The organism is Neochlamydia sp. S13 (assembly GCF_000648235.2).
GTDB lineage: Bacteria > Chlamydiota > Chlamydiia > Chlamydiales > Parachlamydiaceae > Neochlamydia.
Genome location: NZ_AP017977.1, coordinates 1,722,229 through 1,744,265 on the forward strand (window position 1 = coordinate 1,722,229; position 22,037 = coordinate 1,744,265).

Annotated in this window: 17 protein-coding genes, 1 other RNA gene and 1 pseudogene; 9 read left to right on the forward strand and 10 right to left on the reverse strand. The window is 37.7% G+C overall.

The window, feature by feature from the left end:
* Nucleotides 1-633: 633 nt before the first annotated feature.
* On the reverse strand, nt 634-1,923 hold the full coding sequence (gene nhaD / locus TY21_RS06620; RefSeq protein ID WP_042242068.1) for a sodium:proton antiporter NhaD: 1,290 nt from the start codon (nt 1,921-1,923) through the stop codon (nt 634-636).
* A gap of 78 nt (nt 1,924-2,001) precedes the next feature.
* On the opposite strand from nhaD, the gene TY21_RS06625 reads away from it, so the two are divergent.
* The gene (locus tag TY21_RS06625) at nt 2,002-2,559 is read left to right on the forward strand and encodes a hypothetical protein (protein ID WP_042242065.1); all 558 of its coding nucleotides are present in this window, start codon (nt 2,002-2,004) and stop codon (nt 2,557-2,559) included.
* 221 nt (nt 2,560-2,780) lie between these two features.
* On the opposite strand, the gene TY21_RS06630 is transcribed toward TY21_RS06625, so the two are convergent.
* On the reverse strand, nt 2,781-3,740 hold the full coding sequence (locus tag TY21_RS06630; protein WP_042242063.1) for an SIS domain-containing protein: 960 nt from the start codon (nt 3,738-3,740) through the stop codon (nt 2,781-2,783).
* A 622-nt stretch (nt 3,741-4,362) separates the two neighbouring features.
* Nucleotides 4,363-7,485, reverse strand: coding sequence for an isoleucine--tRNA ligase (ileS, locus tag TY21_RS06635; RefSeq protein ID WP_042242058.1), 3,123 nt, complete (start codon nt 7,483-7,485; stop codon nt 4,363-4,365).
* A 203-nt stretch (nt 7,486-7,688) separates the two neighbouring features.
* On the opposite strand from ileS, the gene ssrA reads away from it, so the two are divergent.
* Both ssrA and TY21_RS06645 read left to right on the forward strand, forming a co-directional pair.
* Nucleotides 7,689-8,103: a transfer-messenger RNA gene (gene ssrA / locus TY21_RS06640) on the forward strand.
* 308 nt (nt 8,104-8,411) lie between these two features.
* Nucleotides 8,412-8,702 (forward strand): helix-hairpin-helix domain-containing protein, encoded by a 291-nt coding sequence (locus TY21_RS06645; RefSeq protein WP_042242056.1) that lies wholly within the window; start codon nt 8,412-8,414, stop codon nt 8,700-8,702.
* A 25-nt stretch (nt 8,703-8,727) separates the two neighbouring features.
* On the opposite strand, the gene TY21_RS06650 is transcribed toward TY21_RS06645, so the two are convergent.
* Nucleotides 8,728-9,147 (reverse strand): YjdF family protein, encoded by a 420-nt coding sequence (locus tag TY21_RS06650; RefSeq protein ID WP_042242053.1) that lies wholly within the window; start codon nt 9,145-9,147, stop codon nt 8,728-8,730.
* Nucleotides 9,148-9,330: 183 nt separating this feature from the next.
* On the opposite strand from TY21_RS06650, the gene TY21_RS06655 reads away from it, so the two are divergent.
* Nucleotides 9,331-9,939, forward strand: coding sequence for a DUF6088 family protein (locus tag TY21_RS06655; protein WP_042242050.1), 609 nt, complete (start codon nt 9,331-9,333; stop codon nt 9,937-9,939).
* Nucleotides 9,936-10,958 carry a nucleotidyl transferase AbiEii/AbiGii toxin family protein gene (locus TY21_RS06660; protein ID WP_042242048.1) on the forward strand — a complete coding sequence of 341 codons (1,023 nt, stop codon included), beginning with the start codon at nt 9,936-9,938 and terminating at the stop codon, nt 10,956-10,958. The genes TY21_RS06655 and TY21_RS06660 overlap by 4 nt, the downstream gene beginning before the upstream one ends.
* 92 nt (nt 10,959-11,050) lie before the next feature.
* On the opposite strand, the pseudogene TY21_RS11030 reads toward TY21_RS06660, so the two are convergent.
* The 4 genes and pseudogenes from TY21_RS11030 to TY21_RS06680 all read right to left on the reverse strand — a co-directional run.
* Nucleotides 11,051-11,527, reverse strand: a pseudogene (locus TY21_RS11030) (IS630 family transposase); the annotation flags it as partial.
* On the reverse strand, nt 11,518-11,886 hold the full coding sequence (locus TY21_RS06670) for an IS630 transposase-related protein (protein WP_042242042.1): 369 nt from the start codon (nt 11,884-11,886) through the stop codon (nt 11,518-11,520). The gene TY21_RS06670 and the pseudogene TY21_RS11030, both read right to left, overlap by 10 nt.
* A gap of 507 nt (nt 11,887-12,393) precedes the next feature.
* Entirely contained in the window at nt 12,394-13,014 is a 621-nt protein-coding gene (locus tag TY21_RS06675) for an exopolysaccharide biosynthesis protein (protein ID WP_042242039.1), read from the reverse strand.
* A 238-nt stretch (nt 13,015-13,252) separates the two neighbouring features.
* Entirely contained in the window at nt 13,253-14,551 is a 1,299-nt protein-coding gene (locus TY21_RS06680) for a PhoH family protein (protein WP_039383377.1), read from the reverse strand.
* A gap of 338 nt (nt 14,552-14,889) precedes the next feature.
* On the opposite strand from TY21_RS06680, the gene TY21_RS06685 reads away from it, so the two are divergent.
* Both TY21_RS06685 and TY21_RS06690 read left to right on the forward strand, forming a co-directional pair.
* Nucleotides 14,890-15,594 carry a hypothetical protein gene (locus TY21_RS06685; RefSeq protein WP_042242036.1) on the forward strand — a complete coding sequence of 235 codons (705 nt, stop codon included), beginning with the start codon at nt 14,890-14,892 and terminating at the stop codon, nt 15,592-15,594.
* A gap of 207 nt (nt 15,595-15,801) precedes the next feature.
* Nucleotides 15,802-17,067: an SH3 domain-containing protein gene (locus TY21_RS06690; RefSeq protein WP_052354571.1), complete on the forward strand. Its 1,266-nt coding sequence runs from the start codon at nt 15,802-15,804 to the stop codon at nt 17,065-17,067.
* A 107-nt stretch (nt 17,068-17,174) separates the two neighbouring features.
* Here TY21_RS06690 and rmuC read toward each other — a convergent pair whose 3' ends face one another.
* On the reverse strand, nt 17,175-18,605 hold the full coding sequence (gene rmuC, locus TY21_RS06695; RefSeq protein WP_052354570.1) for a DNA recombination protein RmuC: 1,431 nt from the start codon (nt 18,603-18,605) through the stop codon (nt 17,175-17,177).
* 930 nt (nt 18,606-19,535) lie between these two features.
* Here rmuC and TY21_RS06700 point away from each other — a divergent pair.
* Together TY21_RS06700 and lexA are read left to right on the forward strand one after the other, a co-directional pair.
* Nucleotides 19,536-20,234 (forward strand): phosphatase PAP2 family protein, encoded by a 699-nt coding sequence (locus tag TY21_RS06700; protein ID WP_039383366.1) that lies wholly within the window; start codon nt 19,536-19,538, stop codon nt 20,232-20,234.
* On the forward strand, nt 20,215-20,826 hold the full coding sequence (gene lexA, locus TY21_RS06705; protein ID WP_232044345.1) for a transcriptional repressor LexA: 612 nt from the start codon (nt 20,215-20,217) through the stop codon (nt 20,824-20,826). The genes TY21_RS06700 and lexA overlap by 20 nt, the downstream gene beginning before the upstream one ends.
* 233 nt (nt 20,827-21,059) lie before the next feature.
* Here the strand turns inward: lexA and TY21_RS06710 are convergent, their stop codons facing one another.
* A complete protein-coding gene (locus tag TY21_RS06710; RefSeq protein WP_042242030.1) occupies nt 21,060-21,911 on the reverse strand; it encodes a phosphatidylcholine/phosphatidylserine synthase in 852 nt (283 codons plus the stop codon).
* Nucleotides 21,912-22,037: the final 126 nt, after the last annotated feature.

Sequence of the window (22,037 nt, forward strand, 5' to 3'; positions counted from 1 at the left end):
TTAGACGCAAGCGATGATAGATCGCTTTGATAGTAAAGCTTAACCTCTACCTTTAATTTTGAAAGGAGGCGAAAAGCTCCTCTTCTAATTTATAGTCTAGCTTGTATGAAACATTTTTTTCCTGCCCCTAAGCCAGCACATTTTTACGCTCACTTAATTTGTTGAGTCTGGTCTTGTAGTGGATTTTTTAGCTTTTTGCTTCTTAACTCATCTGTTTAATGTTTTGCCAGTCCCTAGAGAGTCTTTTCCTAAACCTCTAACTTCTAAGATTAAAAGCCTATAATGTCTCACCTTATCCACTTCAATTCCTGCGATCTTTAAAGCTTTATCGTGGTATGTTTTAACAAAAAAGCAAAGGTGGGAAAAGAGAGTTAATTGTAAGCTATCTCTTACATTCAGCCGATAAGGGATTCTGCCTTTTTTTATTATGCAAGGGCAGAAGAGGGATGTTTTTTTATAACCTAAATGGCCTAAGCTCCCTGATAAAACCTAGATAGAAGATCCTTATAAAAGAAGCTTAAATGATCTTTTTAGCCATAAAGAGTTTACATAAAGGGAATGCTCCTTAAGTAAACAAGAAAAAAAAAGAAAATTAGAGAACTTCCTAATCCTCCTCTCTTCTTCCTCTAAAGATCAGATAATGCTAAGTAAGTAGTAGGCGGTAATGCCCGCCACGTAGCCTACAAAAGCAGGAAAAGATATTTTTTTTAAATACCAGAAAAAATCTACTTTCTCAAGCCCCATGAAGACCACGCCTGCAGCAGAGCCAATAATCAACAGGCTGCCTCCAGTACCTGCGCAATAGGCTATCAATTGCCAAAAGGAAGAATTTTGAGGATATTGTTGAAGGCTGTACATTCCCATGCTGGCCGCTACCAATGGAACGTTATCCACAATCGCTGAAGCTATACCGATTAGAGTGGCTATCACCTCTATGTTTCCTACATGCTGATTTAACCACTGAGCTAACATTTTTAGTAGCTCTGCCGACTCTAAAGCATTAATGCATAAAAGAATGCCAAAGAAAAATAGTACTCCCGATAAATCAATCTTTGTTAATACATGCGGCACACGTAAATGTTCGCGATCTTCCTCTTTAAAATAAGCAATATCCGTCATTAGCCATAATAATCCTAAACCAAACAATATTCCCATAAAGGGGGGCAAACCCGTCAATGTTTTAAAAATAGGTACAAAGGTAAGCGCAGCTATACCTGCTAAAAAAATTAGCTTGCCAATAGGTTCTAGTTTTTTATGCGCGTTTAATAATTTATAATCGATTAGTGAGCCTTTTAAGCATCGGCTAATGATGGAAAATGAGCCAATAAAGCATGCTAGACTAGGAAAAAAAAGATTTTTAATGATTGCCCATGAAGTCACTTGCCCCCCTATCCATAGCATAGTTGTCGTGACATCCCCAATCGGTGTCCAAGCGCCCCCTGCATTGGCTGCAATTACTATCCCTCCGCCTATTAACCAGCGATCTTCTCGGTTCGTCAATAGCTTTTGCATAATGGAAAGCATTACAAGCGTGGTGGTTAGGTTATCTAGCACTGCTGATAAAAAGAAAGTAATCAAACCTAACACCCACAGCAGTCTAACTTTAGATTTAACTTTAATAACATCTAAAATGATTTTAAATCCTTGATGAGCATTGATAAGTTCCACGACGCTCAAAGCACCTATAAGAAAGAATATTACCTGGCTAATATCAGCCACATGAGCAGCTAATGAATCTAGATTCTGCTGATGAGAAAATTTATCGTGATGATTAGCAAATTGCAAAATCCAACAAATAATGGCCATCAGCAAAGCTGTGGTCGTTTTGTTGATTCTAATCACATGCTCTATAGTAATAAAGCCATAACCTATGATAAAGACAATAATCATGCTGATAGTATAAATATTTAGAGTGATAGCCATATAAGTTTTCCTGTAAATCTTTTCTGCTAATATACATTCTAATATGCAATTTTTACATTCTAAACTAGGTAAAAAAAAATGGAAGAGCCTATTTTATCTTTAAACTCTACTATTCATTCTTCTATAAAAAAAGCCACCCTTATCAAAGGCACAATTTATGGAGCTGCCGGCATTAGTTTATGGCTCTATGGAGGAATTTTCCTTTCCCCTTCTGTCTTAGCTACTTGGGGTTGGGTTCTTCTGCTTTTAGGAGGGGTATTTATCACTTTAGGACTTTTGCCCTACCGTCAGTTGTCGTATTTAGAAAACACCCCCCACCAAGTCAAGGTGAACTCACTAAATGAACTTTATTTTGCCTTGCATGGCAGGATTCTTTTTAAAGTATCCCTGGAAAAAGTGGATGAAATGGCTTATCTAGACGATGATAAACATTACGGAATTGGCTTGTGGATTGCTCTTACCTCAAAAGACATCACTGCATTGCATTATTCTTTGGATCTTCCTCTGTATGTAGAAGAAAATCAAAAAAAATATTTTTGTGACCTATTTTTACCCTATTTTAGTAAACGTTCCTACTATGAACTAGAAGAGATACACAAAAGCTTGAAAAAAGGGAGTACAAAAATCAATGAATAAAAACCCTTAATTATACTTTAAAAATGGCGGCATAAAAATCAGCGGTCCCCTCTAAAAGATAGGAAATTGCATTTTCCTAAGGTCGAGGCAGAAATATTAAATACTTTATGACTTCTATATGCCTAGCTTATTTATAGAAAATAAGAGCGATTACCTTTCTACCCAAGCATATTTAAAGAAAAATTAGTAGCTAAATGATAAAGGCTTAAGCGTAGGAACGTTCATATTCCAGATTGGACAATATCATGTAATTTGATAAGGCCTAGCAGCTTTTTATGCTCGGTAAGGACAGGTAATACCGTAATAGCATTTTTTTGGTCACCTTCCATCTTACGCATGGCATCCCATGCCAAATTATGAGGAGCAACCCACCGAGCTGTTTGGATCATTAGATCTTTCATAGGCAATTGCAGGGAAGCAGCTCCATGGGATTGTAAAGCCCGCCGGAGATCACCATCGGTAAATATTCCTTGTAAAACTTCAGTTTCATCAGTCACTAATACACAGCCGCAACGTTTATTAGATAATTCTACAAGAGTATTTACCAATTTATCGTGAGGCTTGCATATAGGAAGGCTAGAGCCAGTGATCATTAAATCAGACACTTTAAGCGAGATGCGTTTACCAATCCTACCTGCAGGATGATTTTTTACATATTCTTCTAAGCTAAAATTTTTCATACGCATGAGGGCAACAGCAAGAATGTCTCCAAATATAAGCTGTATAACAGCAGACGTTGTCGGCACTATATCAAACGGGCAAAGCTCTTGCTGCAAAGGAAGATCAATATATACATCACTAGCTTTAGCTAAACGGCTTTTTGCATTGGAGACAATTCCTATAATTTTTACTCGCCGATTACGTAGAGTAGGAATAAGAGATAAAAGCTCTTCACTTTCTCCACTTTTACTAAGAAAAACAAATACATCTTTTTCAGAAACTATGCCTATATCGCCATGTAAAGCGTTCGTGGGGGAAATAAATAAAGCTCGAGAGCCAGTAGAAGTCATGGTCATAGCAATTTTTTCTGCTACTAAGCCACTTTTTCCTACCCCTGAAAAAACTACGACTCCCTCGCAGTCTTTTAAAGCCTGTACAATAATATCAGCAGCAGATAAATCAATTTTTTCAAAAAAATAATTTAGATAACTATTTTCCTTTTGGAGAAGCTCTTCTAACAAATGATGATTCCTTTTTAAGCTAAACGATCCGTGTGTTGAAGAATGCATTTTAAGGAATAAAAATATTACTCTCAAGCTATAAAAATCTTAAGCCCTAGAATTAAAAAATCAAATTTCTAGAATATTTTCTAGGAACGTTTATCCTTGTTAAAAAAGCAAGCCTGCTTTAGCTTTTATAGCCATTATTTACTATCTCTTCCCTGCTACCTAAGAAGGTCCGCAACCTGCCTTGAAACTCAATGATAAACTTCTGATTGAAACAAACTACCATTAGATAGCTCGTAAGGCTTTTCAAAGAAAAAAGCTATAACTGTGGAATAATTTTTTCAACCTATCTGTACGTAAGCTATATTACTAAGTAGAGAAGGAGCTGGTAAGAAGTCACTCCTTTTCAAAATAAGAGATAAGTTTTTTTAACATATTACCTTATCGCTAAGTTGCCAGCTTAAAATTTTTTATAGACAAACATTTATTCTAATCAAAATATAAATTATTAACGATCATTTCATAAGAAAAGTAGCTCAATCCCCTCTCTTTCACCTATAACGAGTTAGTGGGTACTTCCTTACCACTCTATCGTACGAGAAAAGGAGTTAAGGTGGAAAGTAAGGCAAAGGGGTGTTTAAACACTATTAGCCTTATTTACCCAGATTCTAGCCGGCTCATTGTTAATATCCCACTCATCTCCTTCAGCAGATTTGTTAAACTCTACAGTAACCGCCAATACTTCTTGTTGCACATATTCTTTATAATGCTCAAAAGCTAGCCTTACCCGTTCGGTCGTTTCTATATTTACGTAAATGCGATCAGTCACTTCTAAATTAGCTTCTCGGCGCATTGTATTAATCTTATTAACGAGCTCCCTGGCAATCCCTTCCATTAAAAGATCTTCATTTAAAACTGTCTCTAAAACGATAGTAATCGATCCTTCATTAGCTCCAGCTAAGCCCTCAAAAACCTGGCGTTCAACCTGGACATCTTCCGAAGTCAGCACGACTTCGGTATCTTCTATGAATAAAGGAAGCGAATGACCTTTCAGCAAGATAGATAATTGTTCTTGATTAAAAGCATCAATTGCTTGCTGAGTAGCTTTCATTAATTTACCCACTTTTTTGCCTAAGACACGAAAATTAGGCTTAGCTTTAAGACTAACAAATAAAGACTCTTTCTCGGCAAATTCGATTATTTTCACATTTAGTTCATCGGCAATCAGGTGCTGCTGCTCTTTTAAAAATTGAAGAGTAACGCTATCAGCGGAAATAATGTGGGCCTTCGCCAACGGTTGTCGAACTTTAAGCTTATGCTCTTTTCTTAAAGCATGACCTAAACTTACCGTACTTTGTACCGCGGCCATAGCGGCCTCTAGTTGCTCATCACGCATCTGCTCATTATATTCTGGATAAGCACAAAGGTGAACGGATTGAGGCATCTCTTCACTTTTCAGGTTCTGATAAACAGCTTCGCTCATAAAAGGAATATAAGGTGCTGCAACCTTCGTAAAAGTCAATAGAACATGATAAAGAGTAGCAAAAGCTTCGTTACGATCAATAGACTCTTTTTCTTCCCAAAAGCGACGGCGCGAACGTCTAATATACCAGTTAGTCAACTGCTCAATGAAATAAATTGTAGGCTCAATACCATGGCTAAGGTTATAATCATCCATTCCTACTTCTACTTGTTTGATAAGCTTATTTAAAAGCGAGATTACCCATCGATCGATAATAGCCATAGGCTTTTTCGGCTGGTCACAAGGGCGCCAGCCATAGATACGCGCGTAGGTGATAAAAAAGCTATAAGCATTCCATAGAGGCAGCATTACTTGACGTAAGATAAGCTCTACTCCCGCTTCCACAAAGCAAAGGTCCTCGGCACGTACTGCCGGACTATGCATCATATAGACACGAATGGCATCGGCGCCAAAACGCTCAATGACAAGGCTAGGATCGGGATAATTGCGCAAACGCTTGGACATTTTTGCCCCATCTTCTGCCAAAACAATCCCATTCACAATAACGTTTTTAAATGCTGGCTGATCAAAAAGGGCGGTAGACAGAATAGTTAGCGTATAAAACCATCCGCGTGTTTGATCTAAACCTTCTGCAATAAAATCTGCAGGAAATATTTCTTTAAAGAGCGCTTGGTTTTCAAAGGGATAATGATTTTGTGCATAAGGCATAGAGCCCGACTCAAACCAACAATCGAAGACTTCGGGAATACGTTTAAAGACTTTTCCATTATGAGTAAAGGTTAGCTGATCAATAAAATGTCGATGTAAGTCTTTAATTTTAGCGCCACTTTTACTCTCTAACTCTTGAATACTTCCTAAAACAAGTATTTCTCCATCTTCTGCACGCCAGATAGGAATAGGCGTCCCCCAATAGCGATTTCGGCTGATAGCCCAATCTCTAGCACCTTCTAACCATTTACCAAAACGTCCATGTTTGACATAAGAGGGAGTCCAATGAATCTGTTCATTAGCTTTCACAAGCGAATCTTTTATCTTTTCTACAGCTACGAACCAGGTAGTTACAGCTTTATAAATAAGAGGAGTGTCGGATCGCCAGCAGAAAGGGTAGCGGTGACGGCAGACACCATGAGAAAAGACTATACCCTCTTTCTTTAAATGCTTAATGATCTCTTTATCCGAGTCTTTAACAAACAACCCTTGATATTCAGGAATTTCACTTGTGAAAAGTCCATTACTATCGACTGGGCATACAATCTCTATGCCTTCTCTTTGGCACGCATAAAAATCTACTTCTCCAAAAGCAGGAGCTGCATGAACGATTCCCGTGCCCTCTTCTACCGATACGCTATCCTCGAGAATTACACGAAATGCTCCTTTGCTCGCCCTATCAGCAAAATACTTAAAAGGGGGCTTATAACTTTTACCTGCTAAGTTCCTACCCTTCATCTCCTCTAATATTTGATACTCGCTTTCACTTTTAAAAGTGGCCGAGAGCCTAGATTTTGCTAAAATGTAGTGTTGGCCAGAGGTAGTATGTAGGATTTTTACATAATCTATCTCAGGCCCTACCATGAGAGCTAAATTAGAAACAAGTGTCCAGGGAGTAGTGGTCCACGCTAAAATAGCTATATGAGGTTCATCTAGCAAAGGAAAAGCTATCGTTAACGCAGGATCATCTACCTCTTTATAATTTTCGCCTGCTTCAAAATTAGAAAGCGGTGTTCCTAGCTTAGCAGAATAAGGCATGACTTTATAACCTTCATAAACCAGCCCTTTATTATAAAGCTGCTGAAAAACCCACCATACCGATTCCATAAAATTCACATCCATCGTTCGATAAGTTTGATCAAAGTCTACCCATCTCCCCATGCGCTGAACAATCGTTTTCCACTCTTCCGTATAACGCAAAACAATTTTTCTACATTCCTCGTTGAAATTGGCTATTCCAAAAGTTTGGATAGCCTCTCCACCCGAGAGGTTATGCATTTTTTCAATCTCATTCTCTACAGGAAGACCGTGGCAATCCCAGCCAAAACGTCGAGGCACGCAAAATCCTTTCATTGTTTTATAACGCAAAACTACATCTTTAATGGTGCCTGCTAGTAAATGACCATAATGAGGAAGACCCGTAGCAAAAGGAGGACCATCATAAAAAGCAAAAAGAGGTTTATCTCGATTTTCTTCTACCGATTGTGTGAAAATTTTATTTACACTCCAAAATTCAAGAATTCTTTTTTCACGCTCATCAAAACTTTCTGGAAGAATTTCTGCAAACATTCGCTAACCTACTAAGTAATATAAAATTGTTTTCGAAGCCATAGGCAAAAATAATAATATTTTCTCTCGAAAATGTCTAGCAAGCATCTTGTTTCTTCTCCTTCACGTAAAAAAATTGCTTCTATTTTATTATTTTTTACGTTATTCTTTGATTAAGAAAAGGCAATACTGCCCTTACAGTTTTTATCCAGCATCCATCTTTCGGGGGTGTCACGGTTTCGACTGGGAAGCGAGGTATTGATTGCATGCGGAGGGTATCGGTTGGCCTCCTAAAAAAGCCGGTGAACAATTAAGTGCCAAAACAAGCACAAACGTAATCGCTGTTGACTTTAGCCCTGTGGCTGAAGCTAACTTTGAAATCGTAGCACGCGCTGCTTAATTGCAGTGCTTGCGCAGTAGTCTGAAATTGGACCAAGGATTTTAGAGTCTACTGTTATTTTCTTGGTATGAGTTAAGTTTCTCCAGCCTTAGAGAAATTTAAACTCAAGATTAATTGAGGCGAGTAGTTTCCAGTGGCGTGTTCTGCAGCGGAATCTACTTATTTTCAGAACACTAAGCATGTAGTGGTCACTATGTAGTTTGCTCAGGACGAGAGTTCAATTCTCTCCACCTCCAACCTATTATTAAGCTTCACTTTTAAGAGTGAAGCTTTTTATTTTTAGAAGCTTGTGAATCAAAAATTCAACCGAAAAGTTCAAGCACATAAAGCCCAATTACGCACTATTTACGCCTTAGACTGGATGAAAACAGTATAAAACTATTTCGTTCTTCCACATCTCCTGCTATATTTTTGTGACACTTGTGGCTGCTGTGACTCATAGTGAAAGCACATCAAATTCCCACGATATTGTCACAGTAGAGAGTAAATAGGTCCGTGGTAATGATGGTTTCATGGGCGAAATTTGCAATGAATAAACAGGTAGAAAATGTCTATCAAAAAAAAGAACCTTAAAGACTTGAAAAATGTTGGAAAAGCAACTTTACGGGATTTAAATATTCTCGATATTCATTCAGTTGAGGACTTAATCCATCATGATGCTACTCAATTGTTTGAACAATTAGAAAGGTTAACAGGAAAACGTCATGATCCTTGTATGTGGGACGTATTTGCCGCCATTATACATGAAGCTAAGACGGGAGAACCTACTTCATGGTGGGCATGGACAGCCCAGAGAAAGGCTCTTCAAAAAACAGGAAAGCTAATTCATATAATTTGAGTTATTCCTTAGCGATGATAACGCTTTAGTAATGCCCTCGATGCTTCTCTTTTCTTTTTTCTTGCTTGAGTGCAAATTGATCATCTTTGCGAGCTTGGTTTTCGGCACTACTACTGCTTTTCTTTCTTTTCTTCTCAAGCCCTTCTCGCCTGTAATCTTGTGCTAACGTTGAAGGCTGTGTCGTTTCCTTCATTCTTGCCATTTCACGGTGGACTTCTCTTTGTACTCTCTTTGGATTCATGCGCTGGATTTGAATGTTGATTTCCTTAGCTTCTCCAAATTTTAGTTCATGATAATGATTAAGAACAAACTCATGAATCTCAGGATCAGACGGTTCACCACCCAAAATATGCCTTGCAATTGCATACCCTTCTTTATCGGTCCGCTCAAAAGTTCCTACCCAGAACCGCTTTTCAAAGAAAATTGTTGCTTTAACTGTAGCGATTTTATTCCCTTTATATGGCTCAAGATACTAAACTTTCCCAGGGTTTAAAAGAAACACTCTAACCGTTTTCATAAACGATTCTAGTAATTTCACAAAAATAGCACCTTTTTGTGAAATTCAAGGCAAATTTTATTGCTAGTTTTCACAAAAAGATGCTATTTTTGTGAAAAAGGGAAACTCGAAATGCGCCAAAGTATTGAAATCGCAGTAAAAAATAGGATTATTGAGCAGGGCCGCGGTTGGTGTTTTACGCCCATGCACTTTTCGGATCTGGGTAGTGATACCTCTATTCGAAAAGCTCTTTCACAGCTTCAAAAACAAAACATCATCCGGCGGCTCGCTCAAGGCGTTTATGATTACCCCAAAATACATGATCTACTGGGCACAATCCCCCCAGATTTGAATGAAGTTGCTAAGGCTATTGCGGAAAAAAATGGGGTTCAAATTCAACCTGCCGGAGCTCATGCTGCCAATTTAGTGGGCCTTTCTTTACAAGTTCCTGGTCGTGTCATATTTTTAACCGAAGGCCCCTCCAGAAAAGTCAAAATTGGTAATCAAGAAATTATTTTTAAAAAGACCACGAAAAAAATTATGTCTTCTGCGGGAACTAGAGAAGGTCTTCTGATTCAAGCTTTGAAAAATTTAGGAAAAGATCACATTGACCAGGTAGCACGTGCGCAGGTATCAAAATTCCTTAAAGACTCAAAAGAAAATGAAATTAGACAGAATATGAAGTTTGCACCTGCATGGATACGATCTCTTTTTTTTGAAATTATGGGGCTCAAGCCATGAATGAAATTCATCTTTTGTCTAAAGATGAACGGGAACTTTTCTTTAGAGCTGCCACTGATATCAAGAACATGCCCTTTGAAATTATTGAGAAAGATTATTGGGTCGTATGGGTTTTGGAAAGACTCTTCTCGCTAGAGAAGATGAGGCCGCATCTCACCTTTAAAGGAGGTACGTCCCTTTCAAAAGTATATGGATTAATTGATCGTTTTTCAGAAGATATTGATCTTTCAATTGAAAGAGAATTCTTTGGTTTTGGTGCACCCCATGACCCTGAAAATGCACCATCCAAGAAAAAGCAAAATGCAATCATCGATAATCTTTCAAAAGCTTGCTCCAATTATGTTCAAACTCAGATGCTAGCTGAACTTAAAGATGCTTTTGCTGCAAAACTCGGAACAATTGATGGGTGGCAAGTCTTCCCTGACCAAGAAGACCCCGATGCCCAAACATTATTATTTGAATATCCAAGCGAAACCTCAAAAGCTGGGTACATTCGTCCGCTTGTAAAAATCGAAATTGGTGCAAGATCAGAACACTGGCCTGTCAGCGAACATAGAATAAAGAGCTACACTAAAGAAGCACTAAAAGAAAAAATTCATGAATCTGAAATATGGGTTCGAGTACTGAATGCTGAGCGTACTTTCTGGGAGAAAGCGACTATCCTTCATCAATATGCACATTTACCCGAAGATAAAAAGCTTCCGCCACGAATTTCAAGGCATTATTATGACTTTTTCCGTTTGCTCAATTCGGAGATCAAGGAGAAGGCTCTTATCGAGATAGCTCTACTTGGAAGAGTTGCCATCCACAAAAGCATTTACTTTGCATCAAGTTGGGCAAACTACGGAACAGCTCGAAAGGGAACCTTGAAGCTCTTTCCTCCTCCGCGAATTCTAAAAGAACTTGAGAAAGACTATGGTCTGATGAAGTCCATGTTTTTTAGGGAAATTTCAGAATGGGAATTAATTTTAACAACAATTGAAAAGTTTGAAAAAGAGTTTAATGGTTTCAAGGAATAAGCAACGATGACGTCAGAGACATCCACAAGAAACTACCTCTTTTTTCTTCTTATAATGATTTAAATTTTATATTTCTTATTATCAACATATACCTAAAAAAAGTAATTAATGGTTGGAGCAAGAGTAGAAAATTTGCTTAAGTTTGCTGCCACAATCTTCTTAAAATTAGCCCAAAAGGTTTCAATAGGGTTTAAATCGGGAGAATAGGGCGGTAAAAATAAAATCTCACACCCTGCCTTTTTGATAAGCTCATGAGTGGCTTGCGATTTATGAAAGGTAGCATTATCCATAATCAGGACCTGCCCTGTTTTAAGTTCGGGTATCAATATTTTTTCTAGCCAAAAGTTAAACAAAAGAGAATTACAAGTACCTGTATAACAAAAAGGAGCTAAAATTTTAGACTTCTGTTTAGCTGCTATAAAGCTTTCTCTAGCAAATGAACGGCCTGCTATAGCACCATAAATCTTTTCTCCTATAGGTGATCTTGCATGTTGGCGCTGTAAGTAGGCATTTATCCCGCTCTCATCTATGTAAATTCTATTTTCTTCCGGAATGTTTTCTAGCTTTTGTCTAAATTCCTCTCGCTTATTCTCATCTCTTTCCTTGTAGAAGGGTGTCTTTTTTTTAAAGTGATTTTCAGTCTTTTACAAGCATAAAAAACTGCAGCTATTGTCACTCCGAATTCCTCAGCTATTTCCCTAAGGTATGCATCGGGAGTTTGTTTTACATATAGTTTTAGCTTTTCACTATCTATTTTACTGGGGCTCTGCCGTCTTTTTTTAGGAGCTAGATTACCTTGTTTTTTCCGCTTAATCCAGTTTGTTAACGTACGAGCTGCTACGCCAAACACCACACTAGCTGTGGCTATTGAGCCGCCATTCTCTATATAATTCAAAGCTTTTTTTCTTAAATCGTGTGAATATACCATGCCAATTGATTATACATATATCCTTAGAAAAATAGAATTTAAATAACCATACTTGTCGGTGGTACAGCCTGCTCACGTAAAAAGCTTGCGGAGCAAGCTGAGAAAATCTATTAATCGCTTGGCTTGATCTTTCTCTAAATAAGTTTTGATCTTTAACCCAATCTCTTCAGCCATTAATAGGTATGGATAAGGCTCAAAATCATGAACCTCGACCCAAAATAGCCTTATGGTATAAAGCAGTGTCGGCGAGGTTAAAATTCATGCAATGATTAATCTCTAGCTCAGGGATGATATTTCTTTCTAAATGGTGAGTTTTTCCCTAGAAATAAGGTTGAGTGAATAGTAGATTTTAGCCAATCAAAAGGTCTAAATACTTCTTGTAACCCCCTCCAATCCATTAATTACTTGCCTATCATGATTGAAAAGCTAAAGCGAATGAAGGAATTTTAAAGCCTTGCTTTTCTTCTAAGCGCCCCTAAAAAACAAATTTTTTTTAGATAACCAACGCTAAAAAATATATTTTTTCCATACAATTAGCCAATCTATTCCAAACCAAATAATAGCAACAAAGCTCAGCAGGCAAATAAAGGCGAAAAAATAAGCGATAAGGATAAAAAAGCCGTCATCTTCTAAAAATGCTAGGCCAAAGGCTAGAAGGGGTAAAGCTGCTAATAAGTTGGTGAAAGGAATGGGAAGTGGTAATGATAAAAAGAAAGCCAAAACAGCAATGGTCAGTCCATGAATAATATGTAAATAGCGATTTCTTACTAGCCCTACCCACCGGGTAGAAATCAAAAAGCCAAGCTTGGTATCTATTTTAAGCACATAGAACATTACCTTCTTTAAAAACAAAAAGGGGATCTTTTTTTGCAATAACCTCTTAGGAAGCCAAACTTTATGTCCAAACGCAATCTTTAAACCTATTAAAAGGATTAACAATCCTAAAAGAGTGGATAGCCCAGGGATTTGCATGGGACTACAGAAAGGAAGACTCAACACAATTAACAAGGTAGCGTAACCTTGATCGGCCAAATGATCCATAATTTTTTGGACCGATAGCTCTTCTGAATGCGTTTGGCTTAATAAATTCTCGAGCTTTTCAGCTAAAGAAGAACATTTTTTTAACATATTGCTCTGTAATGAAATTGCTGGATGTAGGATTGAGAATAAAAACTTGCGTATATGGCTATCAATTTTATCAACCTTTATCCTCTTTATTTGGATTAAAAGATCTTTTTAAGGGCTAAAAAATGTTGCTCTTCACCTACCACTTTTGTCTTTTCTGCCCTATTCGTTGTTTACTTAAAAAGGAGAGCTTTTGGCAACAGACCCAATGAGCTTAAAAACCTTTAATTACGTGTAGTGATTATAAAATTTCAGCTGCAAGGGCTGCCAATTCACTGCGTTCTGTCTTCTCCATAAATACATGTCCATAAACTTGCTGATTGCTAAAGCGTCCCACTACATAGCTAAGGCCATTAGAATCCTTATCTAAATAAGGATTATCAATTTGTGTAGGATCCCCTGTTAAAATAACCTTCGTGTTTTCTCCTGCACGAGAAACAATCGTTTTCACTTCATGAGGAGTAAGATTTTGAGCTTCATCAATAATAATATACATCTTTGGCAAAGAACGTCCCCTTATATAAGTAACGGCTTCCATTTCAATCTTTTTGCTTTCCATCACCCACCGCAGAGTTTCGCTAGGCTCACTTCCTGCTGAATCACAGAGATATTCTAGATTATCATAGATAGGTTGCATCCAATTTAATAATTTTTCTTCCTTAGTGCCTGGCAGATACCCAATGTCACGCCCAAGGGGAATCACAGGGCGGCTAACGAGAATGCGCGTATAAGTCCCTTCATCGAATACCTTACGTAAGCCACAGGCCAATGCTAAAAGTGTTTTTCCCGTACCTGCTTGCCCAATCAGTGAAACTAATTTGATTTCATCCCGCAAAAGGGCATCAATCGCGCATCTTTGCTCTACGTTAAGAGGTTTAATTCCCCAAAGGTTATTAGCTTTTATAAGGGGCTCAACTATCCCTCGCTTTGCATTATACTTACCAACCCCTGATGAGTGCTCGGGAGAAGAAAAAATACAATATTCATTAGGATGTAAATCTTCGGCCTCTACCTGAATAGCTCCATCTTTGTAAAACACATCAATAGCATGTTTAGGCATTTCTATCCGGCGTAACCCCTTATACATGGACGCATAGGAATATTTTAAATTTTCGTAATCTTCTGTTTCTAAACCAATGGCTTCGGCTTTAATACGGGCAGCAAAATCTTTGGAAACAAATACCACGTTCTCTCCCTTCTCTTTTAGAAAGAAAGCAGCTAAAATAATTTTATTATCATTATTGGAAAGAGCAAAATTATAAGAGTAATCGGTTTTAAATTCGACTTGGATACGTATCACTGCCTGGTTATCTAAAGTAACGCCGGCATGCAAGTTTCCAGCGCCTATAGTATTTAGATTACTTAAATAGCGAAAGACCGCACGCGAATTACGTCCTAAATCGCTTGGCAAGCGTTTCATTTTGTCCAATTCTTCTAATACCGTGACGGGAATAATCACATTTTGGCCAGGAAATTTGATGATCGCTTCTGGATCATGCAATAAAACGTTAGTATCAAGAACAAATGTTTTCGAGAGCATACTAGATCTCCTTGTTGCGATAAATCAGTAGCAAATTTTCTTTTCGACTTGAACAAAAAAGGAAAACAGGAAAATTTTACTTTTCTGTAAGGCAGGTCTCTTAGATATAAGATAAGGAATGAGAAGAAAAAAGTAAAAAATTAATATTTTTTAATATATTCTTTTTCCTGAGCAGACCTTATTTACTATTCATTTACTTCTTTTTCAATATGTTACAAATCAACTCAGCACTCAACAACATTGACTGCTAAAAAACACTTGACTTGTATTTTCTTTTATCGTATGTTATGAGTATAATTAAAGATTATTACATTATTTTTAATAAGTGAGGTATCAGGATGAAAATTAATGATAAAATATTAAGCATCCCCCCTTATATTTCGACTAGCTGGAGGCATGTAAAATCTCTCCAAATGAAAGGACCTTTTTTAGTCATCACTTTAATGGGCGGCGAATCAATTAACATTCCTAACCTTAAAGGAGAAGTAATTGAGCAAATCTTCAGTGCCCATGCTGAGTATTTAGAAAAATCTATTGATTCTCAAGAGGAGAGTGATCCTACTTTATCTCAAGCCATGTTAAATACCGATCAAGGCGAAGTGCCTTTTAAGCTAGGAATTGGCTCTATCGATGGTATGGGCAATCCCTTAATTCATAATCCAGCACAACGCGATGCTCCCGATATTCCTAAGCAAATTTTAGAAAAAATTGCAGCTATCGCTAAAATTATTTCTCCAGAAGAGCTGAATGTATTGCCTAAAGCAGAATTAGACTGTAACTGTCTTCACTGCCAAATTGTGCGCACCATCAATATAGCTGTGGAACCAGAAATGATGACCGCTATGAACGCAGAAGAAGAGGAAGTTAAAGAGGAAGAACTAGTCTTCCAACAATGGGATGTGACCCAAGCAGGTGATAAGCTATTTAATGTGATGAACAAATTAGATACGCAAGAAAATTATAGAGTTTATTTAGGACATCCTGTGGGCTGTACTTGTGGAAAATCAAGCTGCGAGCATATAGTAGCTGTCCTTAAAAGTTAAAAACTTATTATTTTCCCTAGCTAATCCCCCATTTTTCTTTTGTCCGTAAATACTTCAAATTAATGCATCGCACTATTTTTTATCTTTTTCTTTAAAGAAAAAATTGTCTGATGCATTAATTCTATCCAAACCTCCTAACTTCCTTGACAATTTTTAATCTAGTCCATAAAATTTTTATCTATAACTATTACTTTTAGGAGCCAACTGATGAATCAAGCAGCCTTGTACTTGCTGGCAACTTTCTTCTTTACTCAATGTCTCAGCCAGCCTGTTTATAGCGACTTAGAAAAAACATCCTATTCTTCCCATCATCTCCCCTCAAATCTCAATCCAGATTCTTCTGCCACCGCACAACCTTTTACAGCTTTTACAGGACGCACTCTAAAAAATAAGGTAAGAATCCGCCTTCAACCTAATTTAGAAGCACCTATTTTACGTGAAAGCAATAAAGGAGATTTATGGATTGTTGTAGGAGAAAGGGATGATTTTTATGCTTTAGCGACTCCTGAGGACCTTAAAGGATATGTTTTTCGCACTTATGTATTAGACAACACTATTGAAGGAAACCGTGTGAATGTACGCCTAGAGCCTAATCTAGAGGCCCCTATTATTGCCCAACTTCAAACCGGTGACAAAGTTGATGGTCAAATTAGCGCTCTTAATAATAAATGGCTAGAAATTATTCCCCCTGCCTCTACCAATTTTTACATCGCTAAAGAATATATTGAAAAAATAGGCAACGCTGATTTAAAAGCCTCTTTAAATCATAAACAAAAAGAAGGGGTTAGCCTACTTGAAAGCACACTTACCCATAGTCAGCAAGAATTCCTTAAGCCATGGAATCAGATTAATTTAGAGAAGATTAATGATAATCTTAATAAAATAATTAACAATTACTCCGACTTTCCAGAAATCCAAAGTAGAGCAAGAGAATTATTAGCCACTATCCAAGAAGATTATTTACAGAAAAAGATCTATTATCTAGAGAATCTTTCCACTCATGCCGAGCAACTCCACACTTATAACAAGACACTTTCTAGCAAGGTGGCTTTACAAGAGCAAAGAATTGCTGAGCTAGAACAAGCTAATCAACCCGAGCTTCTTAGCAACTCCCCTGTAGCTTCAAGTAGCTATATTGCTGATAGAATGAGTGCATGGCTACCAGTAGAAAATCAATTATATGAAACATGGGCAGAAATGCATGATAATCAGCCTATCTCGGCTTATTATGAAGACCAGTGGCAACAAGCCAGCACAATAAAAGGCGTCATCCAACTTTATGATCGATCTGTTCGTAACAAGCCAGGTGACTTCGTGCTTTTAAATCCAACTACCCAGCTTCCTATGGCTTATCTTTACAGTACGCAAGTAAATCTGCAAAACTATTTAGGTCGTGACATTACACTAAAAGCCTCTCCTCGAGATAATAATGATTTTGCCTATCCTGCCTTCTTTGTTCTTTCGATAGAGTAAAAAGCCTTTTTATTAGGGCGCTGAAAGGCGCCTCATTACTTTAGGCAAATTATCTTTTCTACAAAACTTCAAAGCTATTGAAAAAACAGCCAAGTGCTTATCATTTTTTATTCATTGACAGATAACCGCGTTTGTAATGGAGTCTCTTCCAGCTCTGAAATATTTGTAGGCATATTTGTCGACCTCCGTGTCTTTATATCTACAGTTTCAAGTAGCTCAATTTCATTTTGCCCACCCACTCCAAGATCTTTAAACTTCCTAGCCGTCACTAACACTCGGCCTTCAAAAGAGCCTACGGTCTTGTTATAAGCTTCTACAGCTCTAGTTAAGCCTTTTCTTACATCTTCAAAATGTTCACTCATAACTTGCAAGCGATCATATAATTGGCGGCCTAATTGGCTAATCGCCTGAGCATTTTCGGCAATCAGCTCTTGCCGCCACCCATAAGCCACGGCCCGCAGCAAAGCTATCAAAGTAGTAGGGGTAGCTAAAATAACCTGTTGATCTACTCCATGTTCGATTAAAGAAGGATCATGTTCTAGTGCTGCACTAAAAAATGTTTCTCCTGGAAGAAAAAGGACGACAAATTCAGGTGCTGGCTGAAACTGATCCCAATAAGCTTTTGCAGAAAGCTGATTGATATGAGTACGGACCTGTTTAGCATGCTCTTTTAACTTCATAATTTTATCCGTTTCGTTAGGCATCTCTAAAGCCTCTAAATAAGCTTGCAAAGGCGATTTTGCATCCACTACGATCTGTTTGTTATTAGGTAGATTAATAATAAGATCAGGTCTTAGACGTCGCTCATCCTGGGTAGAACTTTCTTGCTGCAAAAAGTCGCACTTTTCAACCATCCCGGCCATTTCTACGACCCGTCGTAATTGAATTTCCCCCCAGCGCCCCCGCACATGAGGCATACGCAATGCTTTTACTAAATTTGCCGTTTCTTGCTGTAGCTGCGCATTAGCAGTATATAAGCTTTTTACTTGCTCAGTGAGAGTAGCGTAAGCTGAAACACGAGATTTCTCTAAATCTTCAATCTTGCTATCAAATTTTTCTAGTTTCTCTTTGATGGGTTTAACAAGCTCGTCAATGGCTGCCTCACGCATTTTTAAATCCCCTTTAGCCCCCTCTTGCAATTTTTCAAAACGAGCAGCAGCTAACTCCAAAAACATCTGCGAACTTGATTTTAGAGCCTCTGCTGAAAGAGCATTAAAGGTATCAGTAAATTTTTGCTGAGCTTGATCCAAAAGCTCAAGCTTTTCTTGCATTTGCTGAGCTTGATGAGTTAATTGCGTTTCTAATTCCACAATTTTACTTCTTTGAAAGCTATTTTCTTCGCGAAAATTTTGAAGCTGTATTTCTTTACTTTCTAAGCTCTCTCGCCATTCTCGTCCCTGTTGTTCTAGCACTCGACATTTTTCCATCCATAAAGCTTTTTCGCTCTGTTTATCTTTACACTTTAAAAGTGTCCAAATAAAACTCACTCCTAAGGCGACTATTACCAGCGCTAATACCCCATCTACCAGATAATCCATCTGCTTAACCTCCCCTCAAACTAAATGAAATGCCCTTATCCTAGCACTTCACAAGAAAAAATTGCGATAAAACTGTTCCCCTGCCCGAATCTAAATGGGCAAATAAAATTCGATCGAGCAAAGAGGCAATCACACACACGTAAAGGCCTACATTCACTCTATCTTCGCCTCCTAGCCTTTAATACCAGGTAAGCGGCCATCACGCCTGACCAGCTTTTAAGGAGGGATTTTATACAAAACAGTTAACATTATTGTTACTTAAATAAAAACCTACATTTTTCTAAGGATTTATAAAAACCTTACCTCATCATGTAATTGTTAGAGCAAAAAAATAGCCTACAAACTATTTAGAAGGCAAAGCAGTTTAGATTATGGATCCTCTACCGCTACTATAAATTTCTCGCCAAAATTCCCTTTTATGCTCGATCATTGTGGCTATTTTTTAGCAATCGAATAGAGTAGGTTAAGAGATTTTACCTATCTGATGATGACATAGGAGTTTTTAAACGCTCGCCAAGAAAGCAAGCTTTTGTCGATAAAAAAATTCAGCGCTTCGTTGATTATGACATTTATCATAAGATTAACGTCATAATTTTACTTTAATATCTAAAGAGGGCTTATACAAAGCTTATGAGGGAGTAGATAGAAAAGTTTTGCGTCAAAGAGGCTGATCTCTTGGAGGGGGGTTAACTAAGACTAGCTCTTTTGATAACTAGTCAAAAATAGACTCTTATATGCTATGATCTTTGCTAAAACTCAATGAATTCTATGTGGCTTAAATATTTCAATTTTTTAAATCTTTTCTAACCTATAAAAATTGTGCAAACAGATAAAAAAGAAATAATAAATATCCGGTAAATTTTTATTTAGATAAAAAGAGATTGATGTATTGTAAGAAAATTAGGTAGAATAGCAAAAAAAAATTATTTTATGCTACATTCTTCCAACCGCTCTTTATGGCTTATTCCCTTAATTTCTATTTTCTTGCTAACCCCCTTTAGTTCTACCCTTGATCTGGCAATAGCACGCTATTTTTTTGATAACGGCCATTTTCAATCCAATAGCTTTTTAAATTTTCTTTATTCTTATGGAATGGTTCCAGGCTGGATCTTAACTTTATTTGCTTTATTATTTTTGGTTTTATCTTACCTTCATCCTTTCTGGAAATGTTGGCGACCTTATGCCCTTATTCCTCTTTTAACGATGATTGTAGGAGCTGGCATCATTGTAGACTTATCGCTAAAGGGTCATTGGGGACGCCCGCGTCCTAAGCAGCTTGAAGAATTTGGTGGCATCCAACATTTTAGGCCTTTTTACCAACCTAATTTCTTCCATCAACCCGAACCTTCTAAATCTTTTCCCAGTGGCCATTGTTCGATGGGCTTTGTTTTCTTATCGCTTACCCTGATAGGACGGCGGTTAAGACAGCGTTGGCTTTATTGGTGTGGCACTTTTACTTCGGCGATTTTAGGAGCTCTACTAGGCTATACCCGTATGGCCCAAGGAGGACATTTTTTTACTGATGTTATTTTTGCAGCGGCTTTTATGTGGTGGACAGCTCTCTTTTTTGATTGGTTGATATTTGAGCAACGGATAGCAGATGAAAAGTTTGACAAAGAAACAGTATGAATTATTGAGTTACATAAAAACCTATCTTCAAACGCACCATTATGCCCCCAGCTATCGAGAAATCATGCAGCATTTCTCTTTTTCTTCTCTAGGCACAGTGTATAAATATATTACTATTTTAAAAAGCAAAGGCCTGCTGGAGTCAAAAAAAAAGAGCAGTCGCTCACTTTCTTTACTTCATGACTATCCCACAAAAAAGAACTTCTCTAGCTTATCTTTACCTTTCATTGGTTACATTTCTGCAGGAGAACCTATTGAGACTTTTCCTAAAAGTCTTTCTTTTGAAGTGCCTAGCTCTTTGGTTACCATGCCTGAAGCCACCTACATTCTTAAAGTGAGAGGAGATAGCTTAGTGGAAGAACTTTTGGCTGATGGAGATTATTTAGTGGTAGAAGCACGCCAAGAAGTCCAGGCAGGAGAAACAGTATTGGCTCTTTTAAACCAAAATGATGTCATTATAAAAAAATATTTTCTAGAAGATGTTTATGTCCGCTTAGTCAGTCGTAGTCTTCACAACCACCCTGTCATCCTAAGAGAAGAAGATATCATGGTTCAAGGCGTGGTAGTAGCGGTTATTAGAAAAAATTTTTAAAAGCCTTTCTCAGCCTCACCTCTAAAATGAAAAACAAGCTAATGGATGAATAGATAGGAGCACAAACCGCAATTAAAGAATCTATTAAGCTTCTTGACAGCCTAAACATCATCATACAACTAAGGCTCGTGAGTGAAAAGATCTTTGCCAATCCAATAAATAAGCTTTACCTCTCCTTAAAAGGAGTATAAATTAAGCGGCTTATAGCTAAAATTTATCAACAATTTGTTAGACTAGATTTCATCTTCATCTTCTTCGGGCTCCGGCTCGTAATCCTCCAGAGCTTTAGCTTTTTTGCCTGCAATGATTCTTGCTAGCGATAATACCCAGGCTACGATCAAGTAAATCCAAGATAAAGCAAAGAAAACTAACGCAAAATGGGTCAAAAGTCCATAAATAATGAAAACAGCTGCCACCACGGTAAAAAACACCACTTGGAAAGTAGCTACGCGCATATGCAAATTCTTTAAGCTTGGAAATTTCCATCGGCTAACCATAAAGTAGCCGATAGTAATCATCATAAAAAATAGAATCCATGCCCGGGTTATTTCCTGTATGGAAATGAAATGATGGAATTCCTCGGATATTAAAAAGAGGTTTCCTGAGACTGCCGCTGCGGCCGCTGCGGGAATAGGCAGGCCTGTAAAGTTTTTTGGTTTCTCTTCTAAAGGGAAATCAATGTTGAGAATAGGGCTTGGGCGGTTGTGCACGCTGAAGCGAACGAGACGTAAAACTCCACATACAGTATAAATCATGGCTCCGGTGGTAAGGAAAAATGAAAGCTCGGTGCCAGGAGATAACGCTAGGCTTTTAAGAATAATAACCGAAGGGCAGACGCCGAAAGTAATGGCATCAGCCAACGAATCAAACAACCCTCCAAATTCGCTTTGCGCTTTCATTGCGCGAGCAACAGCTCCATCTAATAAGTCAGCAAAAGCTGCTAAGAGAAGGATAGCCGCCGCTTCCGTCAAGGCTTGCGCAGAGACTTCCCCACGAGTTATCATGCTAATCTTAAATATTACAAAAAGACCGCATGTTAAGCCAAAGGCTGTAATTACATTAGGCAGCAGATAAACTTTTTTCATAGATGAACCAAATAATAGGAAAGTTATAGTACAAAAAAAAAGACTACAAGTACAGAACGAAAAGATTATCCGCCCTAAACATGCAAAGGTCTACCTGTTCATCCTTCTTTCCCTTTCATTTATATA